The following is a 25,912-nucleotide window of genomic DNA, read 5'->3' as shown; positions in this document are numbered from 1 at the left end:
TTTTAATGCAACGATCAAATTACTTTACACTCCTGCTGCTGGCGATTACCCTTTACTCATGGAGCGTGCAATTGAATGCGCAGCCGGTTTACAAAGACAAGCCGTTCCAGCAGGATTACAGCATCAAATATTACGCGGATACGACCAAAGCCAGGCTGCTGAAAGTGGCGGCAGACCGCAATGGGAATATTCAGGTCCTGGCCAAAGAAGGCTTGCAGCACCTGTCAGGAGGCGAGTTTCTTTATCCCGGGAGTATCAAGGCAGACGATACTTACCGGTTTATGAAGGACAAAAAGGTTGTGGACCTGATAGTGTACGAAAACCAGTTTGTATATCTCACCAATGCGGTGGTTATGAGCAATGCGTGGGCCGGAACTTTGTTTTCGAAACATACTCTGACCAATGCAAAAACAATAGCTGGCGGGAAAGACTTCACATTCCTGGTAAGTGACGGCAAATCGCTGCAATTGATCAAGGATTCAAAAGCGACGTGGACAGGTACTTTACCAGGCGACGAAGTACTGGATCTGATCGATCAGCCCGGAAAGAACACTTTCTGGATTTTGGGTAAAAAGTCTTTGTACACGCTCGCAGACAATAAGCTCTCCAAAGTAATGGACGGGTCGGGCTTTACGAGTTTTACGCTCGCCAATAAGGCAGGTAATATTGTGGTAGGTACCTCCGACGGATATCTCGTTTTTGACATAAAAACAGGTAAGCAAGCGGGAACAATTGCAAAGAAACTGCCTGCTACGCGGATCACTGCGGTGAAGGAAATCAATGGAAAGTTATGGTTTGGATCAGATCAGGGCGCTTTTGCACTTCGTGAAGACGGTAAGTTCGACTATTACTACGGCGAACGCTGGCTTCCGGGCAATGTGGTCACGGACATTGAGCCGGGTCCTGGTAATTCTGTTTTGATCCTGACAACAAAGGGGCTTGGACAAATCCGGTTCAAATCGATGACGCTGGAAGAAAAAGCGCTGTTTTTTGAAGAGCAGGTTCGTAAACGTCACATTCGTAACGGTTTTAATGCTACGCTTGCTAAAATGGATCACGGGAACCTGGCAACGGGTTATATGGAAGATTCGGATAATGACGGTTTGTGGACTTCGATGTATCTGGGTGGCGAGATTTTCAGGTATGCGGTAACGAAAGATCCCGAAGCTTTACAGAATTGCCGCGAGTCGCTGGAAGCAATGGAAAGGTTGTATACGGTAAACCCGGTACCAGGATTTCCTGCGCGGTCTTTTGAGCGTTCCGGGCACATCAAGGAGCTGCATGATCCTGAAAGGTGGCAGCATTCTCCCGAAAAAGAATGGGACTGGAAATCGACGACGAGCAGCGACGAGGTTATAGGGCATGTTTTCGCATTTGGCGCGATGGCGGAGCTTGTTGACGATCCCGCATTGAAAAACAAGGCGATCATGCTGATAGATACCGTGATGTCGCACATTGTCAAAAATGATATGTACCTCATCGATTTTGATGGAAAACCAACTATGTGGGGGAAATGGAATCCGGCATATGTGAATTCTTTCCCGACCAATGTAGGCGACCGGAAGCTGAATTCGTCCAACATTGTCTCCATGCTGCAGACTGCCTATCATTTTACCAAAAAAGAAAAATATAAGGCGAAAGCATTCGAATTGATGACCAAACATGGTTATCTCGAGAATATGATGCGCTCGATGAAGGAGATCGGAAAAGCGCCTGCCGATGCAGATGAGCATGCCAAACATATGTCCGACGGATGGAACCACTCCGATGACGAAATGTACTTTATAGGTTATTGGGGATTGTACAGATACGCATTCAATGATACTTTGAAAGCCAAATACAAAGAGTCCATCCTTGACCACTGGGAAGCAGAGCGGCCTGAAAAAGAAGGGGCCTGGAATATATTTACGGCACTGACCGGCACGAAGGAGTTTGATTTGAATGAAGCAGTCTGGTATTTACAGGAACACCCGCTGGATCTTATTGATTGGGTGATCAAAAACAGCCACCGGAAAGACATTGAGATGATCGAACCAAATTTCCGCAAGCAGACTACCAAAGAAGTACTGCCTCCCGACGAGCGGCCCATTCAGCGACACAATGGAAATATGTTCGGATTGGATAGAAATCATGGAAATGGCGCTTCTGAGCACAGCGCGGGAGATATCTGGCTGCTTCCTTACTGGATGGGAAGGTACCTCGGGGTAATCAGTGCACCACAGAAGTAATATTGAATAATGGTTAGATATTTAGTGGAAAAGCAGCTTACGTTTGACCTGAGCTACCACCACGATCTCGACAACAACGACAATTTTTCGCCTGACGAAAAGTGGCTGGCTTATGATACCAGAACGGATATTGGCGGCATTCCGGAATCTGCGCGGATTGAGAAGGTATGCATTGAAACGGGCGAAGTAAGGATTATTTACCAGATATCCGACAATGCAAAGTGGGGGCCGGGTGCAGGGGCGGTAAGTTATAGTCCTGTGGAAGACGCGGTGGTGTTCATTCACGGGCTTTCCAGCTGCACGGCCGATAATCCTTACCAGCAATGGCGGCGAACGGGCGTGATAGTCCGGGGTGCTGAGCCGGGCAAGCCGGTTTTTATGGACGCCCGCAATATTGACCCACCCTTCACCCCTGGCGCACTGCGCGGCGGAACGCACCGGCACGAATGGAGCGGCGATGGAAAATGGATCGGATTTACTTACAACGACGCGATCCTGAAAGCCCTGGAAGATGCTTCGGGAACCAAACGCAACCTGCGGACAATTGGTGTTTCAGCAAACATCGGCCCGGTTGATGTGCCGGCCACCCCGGAGAATGTACCGGGCGAATGGTTTAGCGTAGTTGTGGTGCGCGTCGTGCCGAAACCCCAGCCCGGCAGTGACGAGATTAATCATGCAGCAAACGATAGCTGGATCGGGAAGAAAGGTTACGTCAGGCCTGATGGAAGTCTGCAACTGGCGAGAGCTTTTCTGGGGACCGTGGTCGATAGCAACGGCAATGAGGTACCCGAAGTTTTTGTAGTCGACATTCCCGACGATATTACCAAACCCGGCCCCCTGAGCCCACTCGAAGGAACTGCCAGCGACTTTCCAATGCCGCCGGCAGGTACAGTTCAGCGGCGGATCACATTTACCGCAAACTCAGCTTTCCCTGGATGCAGCGGTATTGTCAGGTCTTCGCCAGACGGCTCAAAACTTGCATTCCTCGCCAAAGATGAAAACGGAATCACCCAAATATTCACGATTTCGCCTCTCGGCGGAGAGGCTTCGCAGCTTACTAACCACGATTCGGATGTGAAAGGAAATGTGCGGTGGCATCCCGGTGGCGGGTATATTGCTTATGTATGGGAAGAAAGAATAATGATATGCGAAATTGGCAATGCATCTTTTCAGCAAAGAATAAGAGTGCTGACAGCTCCGTCCGAACAAGCGCCGGCTAATCTGGTCTGGTCACATGACGGGCAAGTACTTGCCTGCAACAGGCTGGTGGAGGATGCAAGTACCGGAGGCAAGACGCAGCAGATTTTCGTATTAACAAATATATTTTAAGACCTTACCATTGCCTGAATTGAAAAAGCCGGTGAAATGTATTCATCGGCTTTTTCAATTTTGTAAGGGAATAGTTCTACTCTCTGCGTCAGATAGAAACATGCGTTTATTGCGATGTGGGTTTTGATATAACCAATCACATTTTACTTCAAAGATTGAATTATGATTCAAACAATGCGCTGGTTTGGGCCGAATGATCCGGTGTCTTTAATGGATATCAGGCAGGCGGGTTGCAGCGGGATCGTGAGTGCGCTGCATCAGATTCCGGTTGGTGAGGTTTGGTCCGTGGAGGCGATTGAAGAGCGAAAAATGTTGATCGAGGCTGGTAATGCACAATTTACCGAACTGCATTGGCTGGTTGTTGAAAGTCTGCCGGTTCATGAGGATATCAAAAAAGGATTACCCTCCCGCGAAAAATACATCAGCAACTACAAGGAATCGCTGCGCAACCTGGCAGCTTGCGGGATCAAAACCGTTTGCTACAACTTTATGCCGGTGCTGGACTGGTCGCGCACGCAACTCAGCTACACGCTTCCCGAAGGCCAGCAAACGCTGCGCTTTGTCTGGGAGGATTTCGCCCTTTTTGACCTTTATATTTTACAGAGACCGGGATCTGAAAACGATTACGAGCCTGAGGTTCAAAAATCGGCACTCGCTAAACTGAATGCAATGTCGCAGGAAGAAATTGGCGCGTTGACCAATACCGTTTTGCTCGGTTTGCCCGGTTCCGAAGAGGCTTTTGAGCTGACTGAATTTCAAAGCTTGCTTAATGCATACGCGCATATCGGAGACAAAGAACTGCGCGAAAATCTCTATTATTTTATAGGGCAGATTGCCCCGCTGGCTCAGGAATTAGGCATTAACCTCTGCATTCATCCTGATGATCCGCCAAAATCCCTGCTTGGATTGCCCCGTGTTGTCAGTACCGAATCGGACCTTTCACAATTGTTGCAATCCTGCGATGTGCGCGCAAATGGGATCACTTTCTGCACAGGATCGCTTGGGGTACGGGCTGACAACAACCTGCCACAAATGGTTGAAATGTTTGGCGACCGCATTCATTTTGTGCATTTAAGAACTACCAAACGCGACAGCGATAACCCATTGAATTTCCACGAAGCACCCCATCTGGAAGGCGACGTGGATATGTACGAAGTTGTGAAAGCATTGGTACAGGAAGAACAAAGGCGAAAAGCAGACCAATATGTTGACAGTGAACTGCCTATGCGGCCGGATCATGGATTTCAAATGCTGGATGATCTTCATAAAAGAACTTACCCCGGCTATTCCGCTATCGGGCGGTTGAAAGCACTTGCTGAATTACGCGGACTTGAAATGAGTATTTTGAGGTCGCTCCCGCAGTTTTAACAATAATCCATTTTACAAAGGCTCATCTATGCCAGAAGAACTCGCATTAACAACTGCCCAGGCGGCATTTTCCCTGCAAGGAAAACGCGCACTGATAACCGGCGGAGGCAGCGGAATCGGATTTTACATTGCCCAATGCATGATCGCTGCGGGTGCCAAAGTGATATTAACCGGCCGCAGAGAGGCTGTTTTACAAGAGGCAGTCAACACCCTCGGCCCTGAAAACGCTTCTTATTTCGTCAATGATATTACCGACCTGAAATCAATTCCTGCATTGATTGACAATATCGAAACGAACGTCGGCGAAATCGATATACTGATCAATAATGCGGGTATTAATATGAAAAAACACGCGGTTGAGGTGACCGATGAGGACTTTGACCGAATTATACAAACCAACCTGCACGCCGTATTTTCAATTACACGCGAATGCGGTAAAAGAATGATCGAGCGAAAAAGGGGATCCATTATCATGATCACCTCCATGGCGGCATTGTACGGGATTGATCGTGTGGTGGCTTACACTGCCTCCAAATCGGCAATCGGGGGAATGGTAAAAGCTTTGACGACTGAATTTTCACCTTACAATGTGAGAGTAAATGCAATAGCCCCCGGCTTTATTGAAACGCCTATGATGTTAACTGCAATGGATGGCGATCCAGCGCGGCGTGACAAAGCAATGGACCGTACGCCAATGGGAACCTGGGGCAAACCCGACGATATCGGCTGGGCAGCTGTGTTCCTCGCGTCAGAAGCTGCGAAGTTTATCACAGGTGTTTCACTGCCTGTCGATGGCGGGAATTCGATAGGTTTTTAGAAGAGTGCTCTTTGTTACCCTGAGCGCAGTCGAAGGGCAAGCATTACGCTTATCCCTTCGACTGCGCTCAGGGTGACAAAGCCAGAAAGAGGCAAGGCAAACTATAAACCACCAACTAACAATTCATTAACTAAAAATGAAACTGAACTCAAAAGCCCTTCAAATAATCGTAATTCTCCTGCTAACATCCTTTGCAACCTCGACTTTCGCCCAAAAAATCAAATGGAACAAAGTCAAAGTATTGGTTTATACGCGGAATGGGAAGGGTTATGTGCATGATAACATCGCAGCTTCGGTAGCGGCGATTCAGGCTTTGGGAAAACAGAATGGGTTTGCAGTGGATTCGACTTCTGACGCTGCGAAATTTACTGACGACAATCTCAAACAGTACGACGTCCTTATTTTTTCCAACACCAATAATGATGTATTTGACACGGATGCACAGCGCGTTGCATTGATGCGCTACATTCAGTCGGGTGGAAATTTCCTGGGAATTCACTCGGCATCTGGTACGGAGCGGAAATGGCGCTGGTTTAAGGATATGCTCGGCGGGACGTTTTTCTGGCACGAGCCGGGACAAAGTTTTTCGGTAAAAATCCTTGATCCCAAAAATCCCGCTCTGGCGCATTTACCCACAACCTGGAACCGCGAAAAGGATGAATTTTACTTCGTCAAGGAAATGGCGGTGAACCTGAATGTACTGGCTGTAAATGACCATACTACCATTCAAAAACCAGCTGGAAAGGCGCTTGACACATTTGGTACCGTGTTTCCTTCGGTTTGGTGGCATGAATACGACGGCGGTCGTGCAGTATATACTTCACTGGGTCACGAAAAGACGGACTACGAAAAAGACGATTTGAAAAAACACATTCTTGGTGCGATCGAGTGGGCTATTGGTCCGCAAAAATCACGGAATTACAGCAAAGCTTACGCGGCCAGCCCGCAAGATGAAGTACGCAGGAAATAAACGAACGAGAAATCCATCCAACCTGAAAGGCAATGAAAGACAATCACAAAGAAATTGATCAGAACAGGCGCTCTTTCCTGAAAACAACTGCAAAAGGGACTGCGGGCATTATTGCCGCCTCCATGTTCCCGACCATTGTTCCTTCAAGTGTGTTTGGTAAGAATGCGCCAAGCAATAAGATTAACATCGGACAGATTGGCTTTGGAAGGATCGGATCTTCACACGATTTGCCGGAAGTAATCAAAAATGAAGCTGCACACGTGATTGCAGTGGCAGATCTGGATAAAAACCGGCTGGCAAAAGGAAAGGTCTGGATCGAGAAAAAATATGCGGAACGGACTGGCAAGGAAAACTACCTGGAAGTAAAAACGTACGACGATTACCACGAACTCCTGGCCAGGAAAGATATTGACGCGGTGATTATCAGTACACCTGATCACTGGCACGCGCAGCCTGCCATGGAAGCCGCAGTCGCCGGGAAACACATTTATATGCAAAAGCCCACTTCGCTCACGATCAAAGAAGGCCGGATGATGGCGGATATGATCAAGAAAAAGGGAGTGATATTCCAATTGGGTAGCCAGCAGCGATCAATTTCTCCGTGGCCGCAATTCAAAAGGACCTGCGAGCTGGTAAGGAATGGCCGCATTGGCAAGCTGAAAAAGGTGTATGTTGGTCTGCCGGGCGATCCTCCGGGAGGAAGTACCGCGGAAATGCCGGTACCTGCCAACCTGAACTACAATATGTGGCTCGGCTCTACGCCGGAGGTATTTTATACCCTCGACCGCGTGCATTCGCAAACGGACATCAATGATCGTCCGGGTTGGCTGCGCTTGGAGCAGTTTGGCGCGGGTATGATCACAGGCTGGGGCTCGCACCATATTGATATTGCGCATTGGGGAATGGACACGGAATTGACCGGGCCGATTGAAGTAGACGGAAAGGCCACTTTTCCTGCGAAAGGATCGGGTCTCTGGGATGTTCACGGTGATTTTCTGGTGAATGCAAAATACGCAAATGGCGTCGAAATGGAGATCGGAGGTACGAACCCGAATGGCGTAAAATTCGAAGGTACCGAAGGCTGGATATTTGTTTCACGCGGGAATGTGGGTGTAACTGCGTCAGATCCCGGTGCGGCTGCGGCGGCAAAGGAAAACAAGGCATTTTACGCGAGTGATCCGAAGATACTTGGCTCGGTGATCCAGGCGAATGAAATCCATTTGTACGAAAGTCCGGAGCAGCACCAAAACTGGATCGAGAGCATTCAAAGCGGCAAACAGACGATCAGTCACGCCGAAATAGCGCACCGCTCCTGCTCAGCGTGCCTTATCGCGCATACCGCAATGAAGTTGCAGCGCAAATTGAAATGGGATCCGAAAAAGGAGCAATTTATTGGTGATAAGGAAGCGAATTCAATGCTTTCAAGGCCGCAAAGGGCTCCTTATGGCACTAACTATGTGAAAGAATAAAGGGAGAATGGAGGAAAGGGAGGAAGGGTTTTTGCTTTTATATTTAATTGAACCAAGAGCAGGTAAATCCGACCGTTTAAGCCGATAGATAATTAGCTAAAGCCAGGAGTTAAAGGTTACTGGTATTGAAAGGGAGAAGTTTCTAAATTTGGAAACTTCTCCCTGTTTTTAACACACTATAAATTGAAGAACTTTGACATACTAATGCTGGAAGATGCGGAAGAATTCCTGGCATCATTATCCCGGGAAGCAGCTGCGAAGATTGTCTTTAACATTTCGCTTGCTCAGACCACAAATGATCCCCGAATCTTCAAAAAACTGACTAGTGATATTTGGGAATTCCGGACAAGATATCGCGGGCAGCAAATAAGATTATTATCTTTTTGGGATAAAACTAACAAACAGAAAACGCTGGTAGTAGCGACTCACGGCTTTGTAAAAAAGGTAGATAAGGTTCCAGGGAAAGAGATAAAAAGAGCGCTTACAATAAAAAATATATATTTTGCTCAACTAGACGAATGATGACATGATAACAAAGAAATTAAAGACTTATACACTGGAAGAAATCAAGGACAAATACATAGGAGAAAATGGAACGCCGGAGCGGGACCAATTCGAGTATGAGTTGAAAATGGAATTGATGGGACGGATGATTAAAGAGGTCAGGAAGGAGAGGAAGTTGACGCAGGCGCAGCTTGGAGAGCTAGTAGGTGTTCGGAAAGCCCAAATATCCAAACTTGAAAGCAGTGCCAACAGTGCGACCCTCGAAACGCTGGTCAGAGTGTTTAAGGCAATGCAGGCTGAGGTTTTCTTTAATATTAAAATTGACAACCACCATCTGCGGCTTTGTTGATTGTCTTCGTCAGTAATTGCCTTTATACTCCCGCGGCGTGTGACCGATGTATTTTTTAAAATTCCGGTTGAAGTTGGATAACGAGTCGAAGCCACTGTCGTAGGCAATTTGGGCTATCGTCCATTTGTCTTCCAGAAGTAGCTTGCACGCGTGGCCGATACGGATTTCGTTTACGAAGTCGATGAAAGTCTTGTTAGCCCGCGCTTTGAAGTACCGGCAGAATGCCGCTTCCGTCATACCGGCAAGCGACGCTACGTCACACAGCCGAATCTCCTGGAAAAAGTGCTGCAACACATAATCGTGCACTTTTTGCATTCGCTCCGTTTCGGAAACTTTGTAGGTATTGACGTATCCATAACTTGAAATCGGCGAGCCGCCCGGCTCGTGGGCGAGCTTGTCAAGCAGGGTTAGCAGTTTTAAAATGCTCTTGAAACCTTCCGTGTTAGTTTGTGCTAAAAGTTCTTCCCGGATGTGATCGCGGAGTGCGCCTTTGTATTCAATTCCTCTTTTTGATTCAATCAATAATTGCCGCAAACCGAGCATTTCCGGTTTCTCCAAAAAATCCTTTCCCAAAAAATCTTCCTGAAAGTATAGTACTACACCGTGCGTGACCAAATCGGAGCCGGCGTCGAAGTAAGCCGGGTCGCTGCGCCAGAGGTGCGGCACGTCGGGACCAAGGAAAACGGTATCGCCGGGGCCAAATGTTTGAATAGAATCGCCGATCAATCGCTTGCCCGTGCCTTCCAGTACCGTAAAAAGCTGGTAATGCGGGTGAAAATGCCAGTTGGGGTCAAAATGCGGGGCTTTCAGCTCCTGTACAGTTACAGTGTGAACCTGGCTTTCGATGTTTTTATGAATAGGTGCCTTCAAAGCGCTGCCTTGATTTTTACATTAATACAAGTGTATTTACAAATTTACTATCAAAATACAGTAAGTCCAGCTATTTACTTAATTCAATCCCATTTATTAACTGGCAAAAGATTGCGCTTCTTATTACGTTAATTACAAGGTGGCGTTAGTCAGGCCACTGGCATAATTTTTACATTAAATGGTTGCCCGAACAAGTTATTGCAACTGTTTTCACCGTGAATATGTCCCTTAATAACAATTTTGAAGAATCGTTACCTCTATGAAAAATTTCTTCCCTTTGATGGTATTCGTACTGTCAATCTCTTTCATGACCAGTTGTGGAAAAACAACCACAATCAATAGTAACATGGAGCTCACCGGCAAGTGGCAGCTGGAAAGCATTGTGCAGGAAGACGATACGATTAAAAAACCACCGCTGCAAAAAGGCGCGTTTGAAGTGAGCCTGAACTTCAAAGAGAAAGGCGAACTGGAAGGGACTTCATCCACGAATTACCTTACCGGCTTTTATGAAACAGCCCAGCAAAATACCATTCAGCTTGGTGGCGGCGGCACAGAGCGTGCGGAAACTTCCTGGGGAAACCTGTTCGTGAATGCGCTTCCAAACGTGAATATGTATGATTTGAAGCCTAATAAGCTGGTTTTATATTATGAGAACAACAATGCACTGATCTTCGCGAGAGCGCAATAATAGTCTTCTTACATACCGACGAAGCAACCTGTTCTGACCGAAGGTTGCTTTTTTTATGCCCCTGTCCCACTATTATTCCTATTTTACCACTGGATTTATCAATAACCGACCAATACTCGTCAAAAGACGAAATACGTTCGGAGTTGGTTTGTCGTAAGATTGCCATATACATTACCGCAAAAATGGAATTTGATGAAATTTAGCATGAACCTTCTCCTATGGGGGAATCAAATTGACGATAGCCTGTTTCCTACCCTGGAATTGATTAAAGAAATTGGATTCGACGGCGTTGAAGTACCTATTTTCAATACGAATCCGGAGCACTGGTTTAGCTTCCGTAAAAAGCTGGATTCTCTTGGCCTGGCATGTGAAACGGATACCATTTGCGGCCCAACTGAAAACCTGATCAGCGCCGATCCTGCGATGCGGCGGCACACGATTGACCATTTGAAAAGTGTACTCGATTGCTCGCTGGTACTCGGTGCAACGAAGCTAATGGGACCCTACCATTCTGCATTGGGCGTTTTTACCGGCCAGCCCGCTACGCAGGAAGAGTGGCAGTGGGGCATTGAAGGGATCCGCGAAGTGGCTGATTACGCCGAATCGCTGGACATTACACTCGGACTGGAATACCTGAACCGTTTCGAAATGTACCTCACCAGCTGCGGCGATGAGCTGATCCGGTTTGTGAATGAAGTAAACCACCCGAACTGCACCATTATGTTCGATACTTTTCACGCCAATATTGAAGAGAAAAATATCGGCGACACGATCAGAAAGGCGGCTAACAAGATATCATTTATCCAGCTGTCTGAAAACGACCGCTCTACGCCCGGTAAGGGAAACGTGGATTGGGAAGGCGTTTTCAAATCCATTAAGGATATCAATTACGACGGTTGGCTGAGCATTGAAGCATTCAGTCCCAAACTGCCGGTGGCGAATATCTGGCGCAAAATGTTTGATTCGGAAGAGCAATTAATGCGCGACGGACTTTCGTTCATCAAAGCAAACGTATAGCTGCCTGCGGATCCTGGATTTTTAAAGCAGCAAAACTTACCATTATCAAAGCCTCGCCATTGCGGGGCTTTTTCTTTTACGCGTCTTTCCTTGACTTATTTAAAGAGAAAGTATTATCTGATAGAGATATTTGAGCAAAACGGTAGTATTCTTAAATACTAATTTGTCATTAGTCTAAATAGACTGTTATTTTACAGCACTAACGACATTTCTTCTCTATTTCAATATCAATGAAACACTCTATGCTCATTCTATTGCTGATTGCGTCTTGCTCTGCATTCGCGCAAACCGGCAGTATCAAAGGAAAAGTTAATACGGAGGCAGGTCAGCCTCTCGAATCGGTCAACATCATTTTAAAAGGTACTGGCAAGGGGACAGTTACCTCGGCTTCCGGTGAGTTTGATTTTAATGGTCTGGCAGCTGGTAATTACCAGTTGATCGGGACAGGGCTGGGTTTTAAAAAGATTGAAAGAAGCATTACACTGAAAGACGGTGAAACTGCTGAGCTGGAATTAACCGCAGTTGAAGCAGCGGAAGAGCTGCAAACGCTTGAAATTTTAGGTCGCCGCGAGACTACCTACAAAAACGATCTTTCTTTTATTGCGAGTAAAACAGCTACGCCGATCAAGGAAATACCGCAGGCGATCAGCTACATCACCAAGGAAGTCATGCGCGACCAGGGTACGTTTTTAATGGGCGACGCGGTGAAGAATATGAGCGGCGTAAACCAGTTTACATTTTATGATGATCTCACCATCAGGGGCTTCCGTATGAATGGAGGAAGTACTACCCAGCTCGTAAATGGACTCCGGACCTTTTCGGGATTTTGGAAACAACCTCCTGTGAACTACCTGGAAAGAGTGGAGGTAATCAAAGGTGCAGCTTCGGCTTTGTACGGAAATACTTCGCCAGGTGGTACCATCAACCGGGTTACCAAAAAGCCGCTTGACACACCTCAAAAGTCACTTTCATTTACCACCGGCAGCTTTAATACGTTGAGAATGCTGGCGGATTTTACTGGCCCTATGAATGAGAAGAAGACTTTGCTTTACAGACTAAATGTGGGTTACAACAATGCGCAAAACTTCCGTAACCTGCAATTTGACAAGAATATCATCGTCGCTCCGTCTGTATCTTTCCTACCAACCAGCAAAACGCGGATCAACTTTGATATGGTTTACAGCCGGTCGAACAGCAGGCTGGATCGCGGGCAGTCGGTGAAGGGAAATGACCTGTATTCGAGCTCTATCAAAACTTCGCTCAATGCGGTGAATGATTATCTGAACGAGGAAACTTACCTGATCACGACTTCGCTGAATCATCAATTTACCCAGAATACTTCCTTCAATGTGGCTTACCTGCGCACCGGCTATTCCGAAGATCTGCTCGAACACCGGAGCAGCAATGTGAATGCGGTTGACTCAGCGGGGCTTCCTATTGAGAATCTGGTAGCGCGGCAGGTTTTTGTTCGCAAGACCAAATCTTTCATGGACAATGTATCCCTGTTTTTCAACCATAATTTTAATACAGGAACCGTTGAGCACAAGCTGGTTGCGGGCTATGACTACATTCAATCTTCCACGCCGAAAGGATCGGGGCAGCAAACTGCAAATGGCTATTTGCTGAAAGCTGGCGGCGCGGCACCTTACAATGCTAAACAGTCGGAGCGGTTCTTATTTTACAACTACACTGAGAAAGGAGTGACGCGCAGCATTCCTAAGCCGAACATCACGCATTATGACCTGGCGCTGCAAAACAATAACCTGGAAGATCCTACCAAGTACACTTATAATGTGGTGGCCAATGCATCTACTACGCCGGTGATGTACCAACTGCACGGGCTGTATTTGCAGGAACAATTGAAAATTAATAGGCTACAAATCCTGCTTGGGCTGCGTTATGATACTTATATCGACAAGAAGAATTATACCAAAAACGACGAGACGAATGTGACGCAACATGCACTGCTGCCGCGCATCGGGGCAGTATATACGTTGACGAACAACATCAATGTTTACGGAACTTACACCAAAGGCTACAATCCGCAGGACGCAATAGTACAAAGCGACCCACTTTCCGGCGGTCCGTTTGACCCGATCCGCAGCAGTTTGGTGGAGGGTGGATTGAAGACTGAGTGGCTCGATGGTCGGCTGACGGCCAATGCATCCATTTACCAGATCGTGCAAACGAATACCTTGTACTCCGCCAATGCAGCTGAAAACCCAAACCTGCAGAGGCAGATCGGTGAAGAAAAAGCAAAAGGGTTTGAATTTGACGTGACAGGAAACATCCTGCCAAACTGGAATATCATATTTGCATATAGTTATAACGATGCGAAAATCACCGACGCCGGCTCCCGCGCCGCTGACCAGGTGCTGGTGAATTTGCAAAAACCGAATGCACCTAAAAATCAGGGAAGTATCTGGACGAAGTACACTTTTGTAAACGCTGCGCTGAATGGATTGGGTCTGGGATTGGGCAGCAACTACGTAGGCGAGCGCAATTTGTCGATCAACAATGCACAAACTGTACCTGCTTACACGCTTTTGAACGCGGCCATTTATTACAAGATCGACAAGTTTCAATTTCAGGTCAACCTGAACAATGTGACTAACAAAACGTACTGGGTAGGTGGTTACGATTACCTGCGGCTCTTCCCGGGATCGCCTCGTAACTTCCTGGCTACCATTGCATATACTTTCTAATGTGATCTTTTTTATCTGATTTGACTGTGAAAAAAGCTTTCAAGAAAATTGCTTCACAACTGCATTTATGGCTGGGGATTATCTCCGGCCTTGTGGTTTTTGTAGTGGCCCTGACCGGCTGCATTCTCGTTTTTGAAGACGAGCTGGAACCGGCTCTGTACCCCGATTTTCACATTGTGGAAGCGAATGCAGGGGAGCAGAAATTGCCGCTGGATCATTTGGAAAGCATTATCAGATACAAATTCCCGAAAAACGAGATTCAGCGCATTACCATTGAACCAGAAGCTGACCGGACGATTATTTTTAATCTTGAAACAAAAGAGAAGGAAGGCTTATCTGCTGCAATTGACCCTTATACCGGTCGCATAACCGCAGTTCGTGATGAGCATGAAGCATTTTTCAGCGTTGTTTTGCGGTTGCATCGCTATCTCTGTCTGGAAGAAACGGGCAAGGCGATTACAGGCGTGGCGTGCGTCATGTTTTTGGTAATAATGATCACCGGGCTGGTACTTTGGTGGCCAAACAGAAAGAACCAGAAGCAACGTTTCCGCATTAAATGGAGTGCCAAGTTCAAGCGGCTCAACTGGGATCTGCACGCGGTTTTCGGCTTTTACGTGCTTCCATTTGTATTTATCATTGCGCTCACCGGGCTGGTCTGGAGTTACAGATGGGTGAATAACCTGATCTATCTCACGTTCGACGGAAAGCCGCAGGTACGTCGCGAAGCACCGGCCAACATTTCTCCAAATGCATCAGAAAATAACTACCTCGAAAAAATACTGACAGAAACCAACAAACAATTCCCCTACCCCGGCAAAATTCTTTTCACCATGCCTGAAACGGATAGCTTGTCGATCACTATCTCCAAAACTGACGATCTCGCCTCTGTAAGTAACATTGTCAGTTTTCTCTATTTCGACAAAAACGGCGGAACACTGCTCTCAAAACGCCTCTACGAAAACGAGTCCCGCGGCATGAAAGTCCGAAGGCTGGTATACCCGATCCACACCGGCAACATCTGGGGCTTGCCCACGAAGATCATTGCGTTTATCGTTGCATTCATCGCAGCAACGCTGCCAGTGACGGGAATTGTGATTTGGCTAGGTAGGAAGTTGAAGGGCAAGAAGAAGTTTGGGAAGATGAAGGTGGTGGAGGATATGCACGCTTCAGAGGTGAAGCGGCGGGTTGTGGTTTGAAAAACTGAAAAAATATGGAATCAAATTCCATATTTTTCCAGATTTCTCTCGTCGAGCTTTTTATGATCATTAATGGTAAGTAAAAGCCGGATATAGCATTTATTAAGGCGATTTATCACAAGTTGAAAGTGCCGGCAGATTTTATTTTGGAGAATATTTGATTCTGCTCATCGCAGATATTCTATTTAATGGAATGTTAAAAACCTACTTACGCCTTTTTAACCTTCGGCAATCCCGTCTTGGCTAAAATTGTATTTACCTTCGCCAATTGCTCTGGAAAAAGGTTTTTACCTCTAAATTTCCCAAGACTTTCGTCCATCTCAATGGGCATTGTCTTCGATGGTTTCAATTCATTTGTTTTCATGTTGATAGCTCATTACCCTTCTTAGTTAACAAAAACATTTCATATACTTCGCCGACCACAAATTCCTTCCAAACTCCATTAGCGCTATATCCAAAAATACTAAAATCTTCACAGATTTCTTCCAGGTACTTTGAGATACTCATTTGATAAAGTCGGGTCCGCGCGGGTGTGCTCCCAGTAGCTACAACCCAAGCTCTTGGATATTTTTGTATAAATTCATAGACTGTTGCTGCAACAGTCGCAAGCACTTCCGCGCGATCTCCGTTGTTGGTCACCGCAAAATCATCTATCTCGCCAGTCAAATCATCCAAATCACCAAAAGCCAAGTTAAATACATTTTCTGTGCTTGTTTTTGTGAATAAAACCAGCTTTTTAATCTTGCCATTCCGTCCCTCACTATCAAACTTATATACTGTGAAAAACTTTTCAGAACTATAAAGATACCTAGTGTGCTTCATCTTTTTGACAAAGCTATCTCTGTTCTTGAATGTGCGGAATTCCAGTAACGTCTAGTTTTCTAACGGTCACTTTTTTGTATTTTTCGTTCACACTGAAATTGCAAGACAGTAAGCAGAATAGTAGATCGAAATATATTCAAGATTAAAGCTTGTTGGAAATATGAACAAACTACTATCTTTGTCTTAATGAAGACTTTTGCTTCCATGGAGGAGGCCTTCAAATGGTGGCTCGCTAATATTTATCCATCATTGCCGGCCGACGTGAAGAAAGGTAAACTGACATATGCTTGGAGAGATTTTACCTACAATAGAGGTATCTCACACGCTCGAATGAAGGAAATCCTTTCTGAATTTGGAGAAATTGAGGTTCAGACCTTGATCAAATTCACTCCGAAGTAAATTTTTTAGGTCGCATTTGTTGGAAATATACACAAGGAAAAGCTTTTAAAAATGCCTGGGGTAAAGTCGACTACAATACCACCAGGCCGAATTCAATCAATTCACAATCAAACCTTAAACAAACTATGGACACACTGTATGAATCAAAATCCCAGGAAGCTACCGGCATGAAATCTGATTTTAACGGTCGGGAAAATGCATTGATAAAGCAATACCAAGTCGTGAAGGAGTTTTTTGAAACCGACACTGCCAGTGAAATGATCGAGTCACTAAATGTGATGGTAGAGAGTTTTCTATTCAGCGAAAACCTTGTCCGGGTAACTCCTGAAATGCGGGTTCACATTGTCAATCAACTTCGGGTTACTACGCTGATTGCGAAGTTGGATGGGAATTCAAGGTAGGGTTAGAACAAGGAATGCATGTAAAAGTGAATAGCGAAGATGTATTTACAAATCGATCCTCGCTATTCTCTTTATCAGTAACTAATTCAACAACTTATCAAGTTCATCAATAAACTCATGAGAAGAAGGCCTCGGCGCGTCTGCATTCAGCACCTTGCCTTCCGGATCGATAAGGATAAACCGGGGAATTGAGGATACCGCATAATCCTTTATAAACTGAGATTGCCACGCCTTGTCCGCTATGACCTGCACACCGGTAAGATTTTTCTCCATAACAAACTTCTTCCATTTATCGTGATTTTTCTGGTAATCAACAGAAAGACTTACAAACACAACTTTCTTGCCCTTGTATCTTTCTTGCGCATTTTTCAAATGTGGAATTTCAGCAATGCACGGCGCGCACCATGTCGCCCAGAGATCGATGAATACGAACTTTTCTTTGAAATCTTCCAGTTTGGTCACCCCTCCCTCGATGTTCTCGTAAGAAAACGCAGGCGATTTTGGGTTCCTGAGTCGCTTTATAACCATTTTCTTGGCAAAGCTTGCCTTCGCCCCTTCCGCATTCTGCATTAATAGCTCCTTTTCATGTCGCACAAAATCCGCATCGAAACTGCCGTCGGTTAATTCCAACAACTGCTGATCTCTCTTTTTATTAACAAGTTCGGCAAACTGTGTTTCATCATCCAGTGCTTCCTGCTGCTCGTCGAACTGCTCGTCCAGCCGGATAAGGTTAGCCAGATAGTTGTTCTCCTTACCTCCGACACCCTCGTACTGAATAGATTCATTGAATTTTTTCCCGTCAAATTTTACACGGATATCCAAGCCATTTTTCAGGAAAACAGTCGTCATTTCGACATTATCTGAAAGTGCATAAAGCCCATCATGCACTTGAATAGTGTCTGAAAAATTTCCGTTTTTATCAACCAGAAAAGTCTTAACAACCTCTGTATTTGAAAAGATCATTACTGTGTCGCTATTCCGGTTTTCTATTCTACCCGAAAAACGCACGTAGTCTTTCTGAGCAATGCAAAAAGCTGGCGTTAGCAATAATATAAGCATGAGATGCCTGATGTTCATTTGAAACTAAGTTTAGTTAAAAGCCCAAACTCTAAATGATCATTCAGAAATCGAGAAAGTAATTAGTGGGAGGTGGTTATTGATGATTCGTAGGGGCTGTTTTGTTTTACACTTAGCCAAGCGCCGAGTGGTACAAGCGCTACACCATTTGCAAGTAAAGGCGTTGTGCACGTCCCCTTGTCACACTGAGCGGAGTCGAAGTGCATGCACAATGCCTGTCGCAAGTAAGTTGCGTTGTGCTAGGACTTCGACTCCGCTCAGTGTGACAAGAACATTGAAACAACTAAGATTTCAATAAACCTTCCCCAGCAAATGCGGCCGCTCCTTTTCCAGCTTCAAAATCAATTCCCCAAACAGCGTATTCACCCAGGCAAACCACTTCCGTGTAAACTTTGCGTCGTCGTCTTTGTCGAAGGATTCGTGCATGAATCCGGTGTGGTTATGCGTGGTTTTGAGGAGTTTTAGCTGGGCTTCGATTTCCTTTTCGTCGGTGGAAGTGATCGCGCGGGCGATGATGCCCATGGGCCAGATCTGGTTCACCAACGTATGCGGACTGCCCAGCCCCTCCCCTGCTTTTCCTTTGAAGAAATAAGGGTTAGAATCGCTGAGAACAAACTTTCTGGTATTGATATAAATCGGGTCCTTTACGGACATCGCGCCCAGGTACGGCATACTGATCAGCCCGGGGATACCGGCGTCGTCCATTAACAGGTAGTTACCAAATCCGTCGACTTCGAAGGCGTAGATCTTGCCAAATTCTGGGTGCGGGTATACTGCGTACTTCTTCAACGCAGTTTCAACTTCGGTTGCCAAAGCTTTGAAATTAGCAGCCAGCTTTGCATTGCCGCCGCCCAGTTTTTCCAGAATTTCGGCAATTTCCCTGAAAGAAACGACCGCGAAGAAATTGGAAGGAACAAAAAACGGGTACATCGCCGCGTCGTCGGACGGACGGAATGTACTCGCGATCAATCCATTGGGCTTGATCGGGTTACCGTAACCATTTCCCGGAACTGTATCCGTAGACCAGGCGGTTGTGCGCCCGAATTTGTAAGGCCCCGGCCCTTCTTTGCGCTGCTGCTCTTTGCACGTTTTCAGGATCAAACCCGCCGCTTTCACCCAATCCGCATCAAATGGCGTGGTATCCCCCGTTATTTTCCAATAATTATAAGCCAGGCGAATCGTGTAGCAAAGCGAATCCAGCTCCCATTTACGCTCGTGCAACATGGGTTTCATTTCGGTATGGTCCTTCGTCCATTCACTTTCCTTCGGGCGATCGTAAAATGCATTCGCATACGGATCAATCAGAATGCATTTTGTTTGGCGGTTGATCAGTCCCGCTACCATTTCTTTCAGTTTCTGATCTTCTTTCAAAAGCGGCAAATATGGCCAAACCTGCGCTGTGCTGTCACGGAGCCACATTGCGTCGATATCACCCGTGATCACGAAAGTATCGGGCTTGCCATTTTCCATCTTGAAATGGACGGTGGTATCAATTGTATTCGGAAAGCAGTTTTCAAACATCCACGCGAGTTCGGGATCTTTGATCACCTTTTTCATCCGCGTAATAGTCGCCTCCACGGCCGTACTTGTAAAGCTGCGCTTATCAGCCGGAATGCGCACAACAGGGAAATCAGCAGCATTTTTGGCAAAAGACCAATCGGATATAGATGCACCGGCAACAGCCAATGCGCCAGTTTTGAGGAATGTTCTGCGTTGAAGCATTATGTTATTTCAGGAATTGAGTTTTTAAAAAATTATAATGAAGCAATTTAGGGAAAAACTGGAAGGAAGGGGGCGTTGTTTGTGGTCATTGATTGTCACTAGTTGTCATTTGGTCATTGGTTGTTGTTTCGGAGATCATGTGGTGGTAGCGGTGGCCTATGAAGTCTTTTTGCCCGATGATCTTGAAACTTAGATTTTCATACAATCGCTTCGCGGCTGGGTTTACCTGGTCTACGATCAGCCCTACTCTTTTATAGCCTAGCTGAGCTGCTCTTTCACAAAAAGCCTTGATCAGTTTTTTGCCAATACCCTTACCCTGATGCTCCGGATGCACATTCACACAATCGATATAATACTCGCCTGCCTCGGTTTCGTCAGAAGGATTGAAATCGGGTTGCGTTTTTCGGATCAGGTCGAGCACAGGTTGTCTGAGCTGATGCAATAACGCGCCGTCGTAGCCAGTAATGGAACCCGTTACACCGTTTTCATCTTCAAATACCAATGTGTTTTCGAAGCTGTATTGGTTTCCCCGGGTTTCAAAAAAGTGAGTAAAAAAAGGTATTGCATCTGCATGGTTACCCGATCGGGCGAAAATTCCTGCAATGTGCCCCATCGCCAGAATCAGCAGCGGCGCTACGGCTGCGGCATCTTCCGGTGTGGCTGGCCTGATATTACCCGAGATATCGATTGCATTCGTATTCATTTTGTATCAATTTTTTCCTAAAAACTATATATTAACAAAATGATGGTCAAAAAACAGTCAGTACTAATCAAAAGACGTAAAGTTTTTAGCATTATTTTGCTTTAAAATTGTATTACTGAATATCCCCTTATTTTGTTTAAAATCATCTACTTACAAGCCCGTCAGCGGGTCTGAATACGTTTATTGACTGTTTTTTAACATTGATAAAACTGAACAATTAACCAATATCCTATTAGTATGTCTCAAAAAATTAATGTTGCGATTGTTGGATTAGGCTTTGGGGCCGAGTTTATTCCTATTTATCAGCAACATCCCAATGCGAATATGTACGCGATCTGTCAGCGTACAGAATCTAAATTAAATGAAATTGGTGATCAATACGGAATTGATGTACGCTACACCAGCTACGACGAGCTGCTCGCCGACCCGAATGTAGACGCGGTACACATCAACTCCCCGATCCCAAATCACGCAGAGCAAACTTTAAAAGCATTGCGCGCCGGGAAGCATGTGGCTTGTACAGTACCAATGGCGACGAGCGTAGAGGATTGCATTGAGATCGTGAAGGCTACCAAGGAATCGGGCAAAAAATACATGATGATGGAAACTGTGGTTTACGCACGTGAGTTTCTGTTTGTCAAAGAATTATACGAAAAAGGCGAGCTTGGAAAAGTTCAGTTCCTGAAAGCGAGTCACCAGCAGGATATGGAAGGCTGGCCTGACTACTGGCCTGGATTGCCTCCGATGCACTACGCAACGCACTGCGTAGGCCCGGTAGCGGGTTTGCTGAAACTGGAAGCAGAATATGTATCCTGCTTCGGATCGGGAACGATCAGCGAAGATCTGGCAAAAATCCATAGCTCTCCTTTTGCAGTAGAATCTGCCCATATTAAATTCAAAGACAGCGATTTATCAGCTTATGTATATCGTTCGTTGTTTGACGTGGCGCGTCAGTATCGGGAGAGTTTTGAGGTTTACGGAAGCAAAAAATCTTTCGAATGGCCGCTGATCGAAGGTGAAGATCCCGTGATCCACACTGCCAAAAAGCCCGAACACGAGATCGCTGAAAAAGTAGCAACTCCCGATTATGCACATTACTTACCGGAAGAAATCCAGCATTTCACCGGCAAGGGAGTTTATAACCTGGATGAAAACGCGCATTTGTCGTTTGTACAAGGCGGCGGCCACGGTGGCTCGCACCCGCATTTGGCGCACGAGTTTATCAGCGCATTAATCGAAGACCGCGAACCTTTCCCGAATGCATGGCAATCGGCCAACTGGACCAGCGTAGGTATCCTGGCGCACGAATCAGCATTGCAAGGTGGGGCGTTGATCCAGCTGCCGGATTTTAAAAGTTTATAAAAGTAGCGTTGTGCATTGCCCTTCGACTCCGCTCAGGGTGACAAAAAAGCGCTTGTCACCCTGAGCGGACCGGGCGGTCGAAGGGCGAACAAAAAAAAAGGTGCAGCGCACCAAAACATTGGTAAAAGGTGCAGAGCACCAAAACATCGGTAAAATGAAAACTAAAGCGTTATCCTTTATCCTTGGTATAGTCCTGCTGGGCTGTGCCTCTCAGCCTTCCTCTCAGAATGCGTCGGTTAAAAGCGCATCTTCGAAAGGTGAGGCTTCCAAGGCGCGACGGCTGGAAATCCTGTTTCTGGGCGACAACGGGCACCATAAGCCCGCAGAGCGTGTGCCGCAGATCATGGCGGCATTGGGACCGAAAGGTTTCAATTTTACTTACACCGACGATCTGAACGATCTGAATCCGGAGACGCTCAACAAGTATGACGCGCTCATGCTGTATGCAAACTGGGATTCGATCGCACCACAGCAGGCAAAAGCATTGCTTGACTATGTTGCAAGCGGAAAAGGCTTTATCCCCATTCACTGCGCTTCTTACTGTTTCCGCAATAACCCGGAAGTTGTAAAGCTGATCGGCGGACAGTTCTGGCGTCACACTTTTGACACCATTCAGCCCGTTTGGACGCAGCCCGATCACCCAGCAATTGCAGGTGTGAAACCGTTTAAAACGATCGACGAGACTTACCTGCACAATCAATTGCAGCCGGATAATATCGTTTTAACAGAACGTACGATCCAGGCAGACCAGGCGAAAGACAAGCCGGGCGTACAGAAAGAACCTTATACCTGGGTGAGAACGCACGGGAAAGGCCGCATTTTTTACACCGCTTACGGTCACGACGAACGTACCTGGGCAGTTCCTGGCTTTCAGGACCTGATCGAAAAAGGTATTCTGTGGGCAGTAAACGACGATGCTAAAAAAGCATTGGCCGCTTTGGCGCCGAAACCATTTGAATATCGCGAAGCCAAGTTGCCCAACTACGAGCAGCGCCCTGGACCTCAAATGCAGCAGTTACCACTTTCGCCGGAAGAATCGGTGAAGCATATTCAGATCCCTGTTGACTTTACATTGGACGTTTTTGCACACGAACCTGACGTAATGCACCCTATCGCGATGACGTGGGATGAGCGCGGCAGATTGTTTGTTTTGATCACCAAAGATTATCCGAACGAAAGAAAAGATACCGGCGGAAGCGACTATATCCTGATTTGCGAGGACACGAACAAAGACGGTAAAGCAGACAAATTCACGAAGTTTTCCGACGATCTGAGTATCCCAACCGGTCTGACTTTCGCAAATGGTGGCCTCGTTGTTTCACAGGCTCCGCACATGCTGTTTTTACAGGATACCGACGGTGATGACAAAGCGGACGTTAAGAAGATTCTTTTCTCTGGTTTTGGAACAGGAGATACCCACGCGGGACCTTCTAACCTGCATTACGGTTTCGACAACTGGGTTTATGGTTCGGTTGGTTATTCAGGATTCAAAGGTAAAGTTGGAAAAAGCGATTCACTGAACTTTGGACAAGCACTTTTCCGCTTCAAGCCAGATGGTTCTGATATGGAAATTGTGACCAAAACTTCTAACAATACCTGGGGCCTGGGTTTCAATGAAAGCGGCGACCTGTTTGGTTCCACTGCCAACAACTCCCACGGCTGGTATTCAGCAATCCCGAACCGTTATTTTGGAGAAAGTAAGGTAGATAACGGCGGCCGGAGCACGGATACGCATAAAGATATGCAGCCAATTACGCCAAAAGTGCGTCAGGTTGACGTATTCGGTGGATTTACAGCTGCGGCAGGACATAATTTTTATACCGCCCGTGCTTATCCTAAAAAGTATTGGAACAAAGTGGCATTCGTTTCTGAACCTACGGGACACATTTTGCACCAGAATTTCATGGACAAAAAAGGTACCGATTTCGAGGACAAGCTGGGCTTTAACCTGCTTGCCGGTGCGGACGAATGGGTAGCTCCTGTATTTGCAGAAGTGGGTCCTGACGGAGCAGTTTGGGTAGCAGACTGGTACAGTTACATTATCCAGCACAACCCGACTCCGAAAGGATCTGAAAATGGTGCAGGAAACGCTTATGAAACACCTCTGCGTGACTTTACCCACGGTCGTTTGTATAGAATTGCATGGAAAAACGCGCCGAAATATACGCCGATCTCGCTGAGCAAAAACCGTCCTGACGAACTGGTAGCCACATTGAAAAACACCAATATGCTGTGGCGCCGTCACGCGCAACGTTTGCTGGTTGAGCGTAATAACAAAGATGTTGTAGGCAAACTGGTGGAACTGGTTAAAGACAAATCAGTGGACGAAATTGGCCTGAATACTGCTGCTATCCATGCACTGTGGACTTTACATGGTTTGAATGCGATTGAAGATCCGCAGGTTTTGGCGGCAGTGACCGAAGCATTGAAACACCCTGCTGCGGATGTACGCAAAACGGCTGTTCAGGTCTTGCCTTCCACACCAGCTACTGCACAAACATTGCTTGCAGCCGATGCTTTGCACGATAAAGATGCATTGGTTGCGATGAATTCGTTGCTTCGTTTTGCGGATATTCCTTTGATTCCGGAAGTGGAAACAGCAGTTTTGACATTGCTTGATACTTACGCACAAGCCGACGATCGTTGGATGCCCGATGCATTTGCCGCAGTTTTGAACTCACACGACGGTGCACTTCGTAAAAAATACCTGGCACAACGCGCCGGTAAAGGAGGCTCGACTACTGCAACTGCTCAAAAAGCGGAAGCTGCCAAGCCGATGGATCATTCAACCATGAACCATGATAACCACAGTGCAAGCAAAGTGACCACGCAAGGTTCAGCCGAGCTGGCGATTACTAATATCACGATTGAACCTACTACGCCTTATGTTCGTGAATATGCGCGGGTAACAATCGAAATCACCAATCAGGGTAGTGTCGCAGTTCCAAAAGAGCTGGTACCTGTTGTGAACGTGGGTGTGAGAAGCCGCTCGCTAAATAGTAATTACGTGAGCCGCCAGTTGAACAACGGTATTGCTCCCGGCGAAACGGTAAAGCTTACCGAAGGAAATAACGGTCCGTGGCGCTCAGGATTCGGCTTTACCTCCGATGAAGCTGGTGAAGTAACAATCACGGCGACTGTGGATGTGGACAATGTGGTTCCGGAAAAAGACGAGAACAAGAACAATACCATGAGCAAAAGCTTCGAGGTACGCAGACTGGATCGTTTGTCGGACTTTGCCTTGGAACGCGCGACGCGCGGTTATGCTTCTTACGCCAGCGGAAATGAGGTGCTGGATCTGCTGAAAACAGCGCAGACACTCGATCCGCAGGGACGTAATGCGGTTTTCAAGGGTGTATTGGGATCATGGAATCCAAAACGCAAAGAAACTACAAATGACGAAGGCAAGAAATTGCTGGCTTCGCTGAAAACCAGCGTTACCGACGATCTGAGCAGTAAATTGACGCCATTCCTGGAATCCTACGGAATCAAGGAAGAGACTACAACCGATCCGAATGTGCAAATTGTGCAGATTAAGGCGATCCGCGAGGAGATGAAATTCAGTGTGACCGAATTTACTGCAATTGCTGGTAAAACGGTTGAGCTGGTCTTTGAAAATCCTGATGCCATGCAGCATAATGTGGTAATTGGAAAACAAAAATCAACTGAGATTATTGGTGCTGCTGCTGACAAAATGATCACGGCGAAAGACGGTGCTGAGAAGAACTATGTTCCGAACATCCCGCAAGTACTGGCCGCAACGCCGCTTGTGAATCCGGGACAAACTTTCCGGCTGAAATTTGTCGTGCCTGATCAGGTTGGCGATTATCCATACGTCTGCACATTCCCGGGTCACTGGAGACTGATGAAGGGCAATATGAAGGTGATCAAAGAGCAGGCTGTTTTAAGTAAATAA

At 46.4% G+C, this 25,912-nt stretch carries 20 protein-coding genes; 15 read left to right on the top strand and 5 right to left on the bottom strand.

What is annotated here, in order from left to right:
* Window positions 1-5 precede the first annotated feature (5 nt).
* From AC1XTG_RS05900 to AC1XTG_RS05865, 8 genes are all read left to right on the top strand, one after another.
* A complete protein-coding gene (locus AC1XTG_RS05900) occupies window positions 6-2,228 on the top strand; it encodes a hypothetical protein (protein ID WP_484841352.1) in 2,223 nt (740 codons plus the stop codon).
* A gap of 9 nt (window positions 2,229-2,237) precedes the next feature.
* Complete coding sequence (locus AC1XTG_RS05895) at window positions 2,238-3,557, top strand: DUF3748 domain-containing protein (RefSeq protein WP_484841351.1); 1,320 nt, start codon at window positions 2,238-2,240, stop codon at window positions 3,555-3,557.
* A gap of 162 nt (window positions 3,558-3,719) precedes the next feature.
* On the top strand, window positions 3,720-4,925 hold the full coding sequence (uxuA, locus tag AC1XTG_RS05890) for a mannonate dehydratase (RefSeq protein WP_484841350.1): 1,206 nt from the start codon (window positions 3,720-3,722) through the stop codon (window positions 4,923-4,925).
* A 28-nt stretch (window positions 4,926-4,953) separates the two neighbouring features.
* The gene (locus AC1XTG_RS05885) at window positions 4,954-5,742 is read left to right on the top strand and encodes an SDR family NAD(P)-dependent oxidoreductase (protein ID WP_056279980.1); all 789 of its coding nucleotides are present in this window, start codon (window positions 4,954-4,956) and stop codon (window positions 5,740-5,742) included.
* Between the two features lie 136 nt (window positions 5,743-5,878).
* Window positions 5,879-6,712: a ThuA domain-containing protein gene (locus AC1XTG_RS05880; RefSeq protein WP_484841349.1), complete on the top strand. Its 834-nt coding sequence runs from the start codon at window positions 5,879-5,881 to the stop codon at window positions 6,710-6,712.
* A 32-nt stretch (window positions 6,713-6,744) separates the two neighbouring features.
* Window positions 6,745-8,181, top strand: coding sequence for a Gfo/Idh/MocA family protein (locus tag AC1XTG_RS05875; RefSeq protein WP_056279975.1), 1,437 nt, complete (start codon window positions 6,745-6,747; stop codon window positions 8,179-8,181).
* 183 nt (window positions 8,182-8,364) lie between these two features.
* Window positions 8,365-8,703: a type II toxin-antitoxin system RelE/ParE family toxin gene (locus AC1XTG_RS05870; RefSeq protein ID WP_082489072.1), complete on the top strand. Its 339-nt coding sequence runs from the start codon at window positions 8,365-8,367 to the stop codon at window positions 8,701-8,703.
* A gap of 4 nt (window positions 8,704-8,707) precedes the next feature.
* Window positions 8,708-9,034 carry a helix-turn-helix domain-containing protein gene (locus AC1XTG_RS05865; RefSeq protein WP_056279970.1) on the top strand — a complete coding sequence of 109 codons (327 nt, stop codon included), beginning with the start codon at window positions 8,708-8,710 and terminating at the stop codon, window positions 9,032-9,034.
* Between the two features lie 9 nt (window positions 9,035-9,043).
* Here AC1XTG_RS05865 and AC1XTG_RS05860 read toward each other — a convergent pair whose 3' ends face one another.
* A complete protein-coding gene (locus AC1XTG_RS05860; protein WP_484841348.1) occupies window positions 9,044-9,904 on the bottom strand; it encodes an AraC family transcriptional regulator in 861 nt (286 codons plus the stop codon).
* A 259-nt stretch (window positions 9,905-10,163) separates the two neighbouring features.
* Here AC1XTG_RS05860 and AC1XTG_RS05855 point away from each other — a divergent pair, with 259 nt between their 5' ends.
* From AC1XTG_RS05855 to AC1XTG_RS05840, 4 genes are all read left to right on the top strand, one after another.
* Window positions 10,164-10,592, top strand: coding sequence for an META domain-containing protein (locus AC1XTG_RS05855; protein ID WP_056279966.1), 429 nt, complete (start codon window positions 10,164-10,166; stop codon window positions 10,590-10,592).
* 192 nt (window positions 10,593-10,784) lie between these two features.
* Complete coding sequence (locus tag AC1XTG_RS05850; protein WP_056279964.1) at window positions 10,785-11,609, top strand: sugar phosphate isomerase/epimerase family protein; 825 nt, start codon at window positions 10,785-10,787, stop codon at window positions 11,607-11,609.
* Between the two features lie 242 nt (window positions 11,610-11,851).
* Window positions 11,852-14,314, top strand: coding sequence for a TonB-dependent siderophore receptor (locus tag AC1XTG_RS05845; RefSeq protein ID WP_484841347.1), 2,463 nt, complete (start codon window positions 11,852-11,854; stop codon window positions 14,312-14,314).
* Between the two features lie 26 nt (window positions 14,315-14,340).
* Complete coding sequence (locus AC1XTG_RS05840) at window positions 14,341-15,510, top strand: PepSY-associated TM helix domain-containing protein (RefSeq protein WP_082489138.1); 1,170 nt, start codon at window positions 14,341-14,343, stop codon at window positions 15,508-15,510.
* Between the two features lie 360 nt (window positions 15,511-15,870).
* On the opposite strand, the gene AC1XTG_RS05835 is transcribed toward AC1XTG_RS05840, so the two are convergent.
* Window positions 15,871-16,332 carry a DUF6934 family protein gene (locus AC1XTG_RS05835; protein WP_056279957.1) on the bottom strand — a complete coding sequence of 154 codons (462 nt, stop codon included), beginning with the start codon at window positions 16,330-16,332 and terminating at the stop codon, window positions 15,871-15,873.
* A 524-nt stretch (window positions 16,333-16,856) separates the two neighbouring features.
* Here AC1XTG_RS05835 and AC1XTG_RS05830 point away from each other — a divergent pair.
* Window positions 16,857-17,132 carry a hypothetical protein gene (locus AC1XTG_RS05830; RefSeq protein WP_056279953.1) on the top strand — a complete coding sequence of 92 codons (276 nt, stop codon included), beginning with the start codon at window positions 16,857-16,859 and terminating at the stop codon, window positions 17,130-17,132.
* Window positions 17,133-17,213: 81 nt separating this feature from the next.
* Here the strand turns inward: AC1XTG_RS05830 and AC1XTG_RS05825 are convergent, their stop codons facing one another.
* From AC1XTG_RS05825 to AC1XTG_RS05815, 3 genes are all read right to left on the bottom strand, one after another.
* A complete protein-coding gene (locus AC1XTG_RS05825; protein WP_484841346.1) occupies window positions 17,214-18,209 on the bottom strand; it encodes a TlpA family protein disulfide reductase in 996 nt (331 codons plus the stop codon).
* Between the two features lie 291 nt (window positions 18,210-18,500).
* Window positions 18,501-19,931 carry a glycoside hydrolase family 125 protein gene (locus AC1XTG_RS05820; protein WP_484841345.1) on the bottom strand — a complete coding sequence of 477 codons (1,431 nt, stop codon included), beginning with the start codon at window positions 19,929-19,931 and terminating at the stop codon, window positions 18,501-18,503.
* Between the two features lie 85 nt (window positions 19,932-20,016).
* Complete coding sequence (locus tag AC1XTG_RS05815) at window positions 20,017-20,634, bottom strand: GNAT family N-acetyltransferase (RefSeq protein ID WP_056279947.1); 618 nt, start codon at window positions 20,632-20,634, stop codon at window positions 20,017-20,019.
* 237 nt (window positions 20,635-20,871) lie between these two features.
* Here AC1XTG_RS05815 and AC1XTG_RS05810 point away from each other — a divergent pair, with 237 nt between their 5' ends.
* On the top strand, window positions 20,872-21,996 hold the full coding sequence (locus tag AC1XTG_RS05810) for a Gfo/Idh/MocA family protein (RefSeq protein WP_484841344.1): 1,125 nt from the start codon (window positions 20,872-20,874) through the stop codon (window positions 21,994-21,996).
* Window positions 21,997-22,150: 154 nt separating this feature from the next.
* Window positions 22,151-25,912: a PVC-type heme-binding CxxCH protein gene (locus tag AC1XTG_RS05805; RefSeq protein WP_484841343.1), complete on the top strand. Its 3,762-nt coding sequence runs from the start codon at window positions 22,151-22,153 to the stop codon at window positions 25,910-25,912.

The organism is Dyadobacter sp. HNCC25DJ183, assembly GCF_056895175.1.
This window is presented reverse-complemented; position numbering and strand designations above follow the sequence as displayed.

Excerpts from the sequence above, each read along its gene's own strand:
- AC1XTG_RS05875 (WP_056279975.1), top strand. The coding sequence starts at position 6,745 with ATGAAAGACAATCACAAAGAAATTGATCAGAACAGGCGCTCTTTCCTG.
- AC1XTG_RS05825 (WP_484841346.1), bottom strand. The coding sequence starts at position 18,209 with ATGAACATCAGGCATCTCATGCTTATATTATTGCTAACGCCAGCTTTT.
- AC1XTG_RS05900 (WP_484841352.1), top strand. The coding sequence starts at position 6 with ATGCAACGATCAAATTACTTTACACTCCTGCTGCTGGCGATTACCCTT.
- AC1XTG_RS05850 (WP_056279964.1), top strand. The coding sequence starts at position 10,785 with ATGAAATTTAGCATGAACCTTCTCCTATGGGGGAATCAAATTGACGAT.
- AC1XTG_RS05820 (WP_484841345.1), bottom strand. The coding sequence starts at position 19,931 with ATGCTTCAACGCAGAACATTCCTCAAAACTGGCGCATTGGCTGTTGCC.
- AC1XTG_RS05810 (WP_484841344.1), top strand. The coding sequence starts at position 20,872 with ATGTCTCAAAAAATTAATGTTGCGATTGTTGGATTAGGCTTTGGGGCC.
- AC1XTG_RS05880 (WP_484841349.1), top strand. The coding sequence starts at position 5,879 with ATGAAACTGAACTCAAAAGCCCTTCAAATAATCGTAATTCTCCTGCTA.
- AC1XTG_RS05830 (WP_056279953.1), top strand. The coding sequence starts at position 16,857 with ATGGACACACTGTATGAATCAAAATCCCAGGAAGCTACCGGCATGAAA.
- AC1XTG_RS05865 (WP_056279970.1), top strand. The coding sequence starts at position 8,708 with ATGATAACAAAGAAATTAAAGACTTATACACTGGAAGAAATCAAGGAC.
- uxuA (WP_484841350.1), top strand. The coding sequence starts at position 3,720 with ATGATTCAAACAATGCGCTGGTTTGGGCCGAATGATCCGGTGTCTTTA.
- AC1XTG_RS05885 (WP_056279980.1), top strand. The coding sequence starts at position 4,954 with ATGCCAGAAGAACTCGCATTAACAACTGCCCAGGCGGCATTTTCCCTG.
- AC1XTG_RS05845 (WP_484841347.1), top strand. The coding sequence starts at position 11,852 with ATGCTCATTCTATTGCTGATTGCGTCTTGCTCTGCATTCGCGCAAACC.
- AC1XTG_RS05805 (WP_484841343.1), top strand. The coding sequence starts at position 22,151 with ATGAAAACTAAAGCGTTATCCTTTATCCTTGGTATAGTCCTGCTGGGC.
- AC1XTG_RS05835 (WP_056279957.1), bottom strand. The coding sequence starts at position 16,332 with ATGAAGCACACTAGGTATCTTTATAGTTCTGAAAAGTTTTTCACAGTA.
- AC1XTG_RS05815 (WP_056279947.1), bottom strand. The coding sequence starts at position 20,634 with ATGAATACGAATGCAATCGATATCTCGGGTAATATCAGGCCAGCCACA.
- AC1XTG_RS05895 (WP_484841351.1), top strand. The coding sequence starts at position 2,238 with ATGGTTAGATATTTAGTGGAAAAGCAGCTTACGTTTGACCTGAGCTAC.
- AC1XTG_RS05855 (WP_056279966.1), top strand. The coding sequence starts at position 10,164 with ATGAAAAATTTCTTCCCTTTGATGGTATTCGTACTGTCAATCTCTTTC.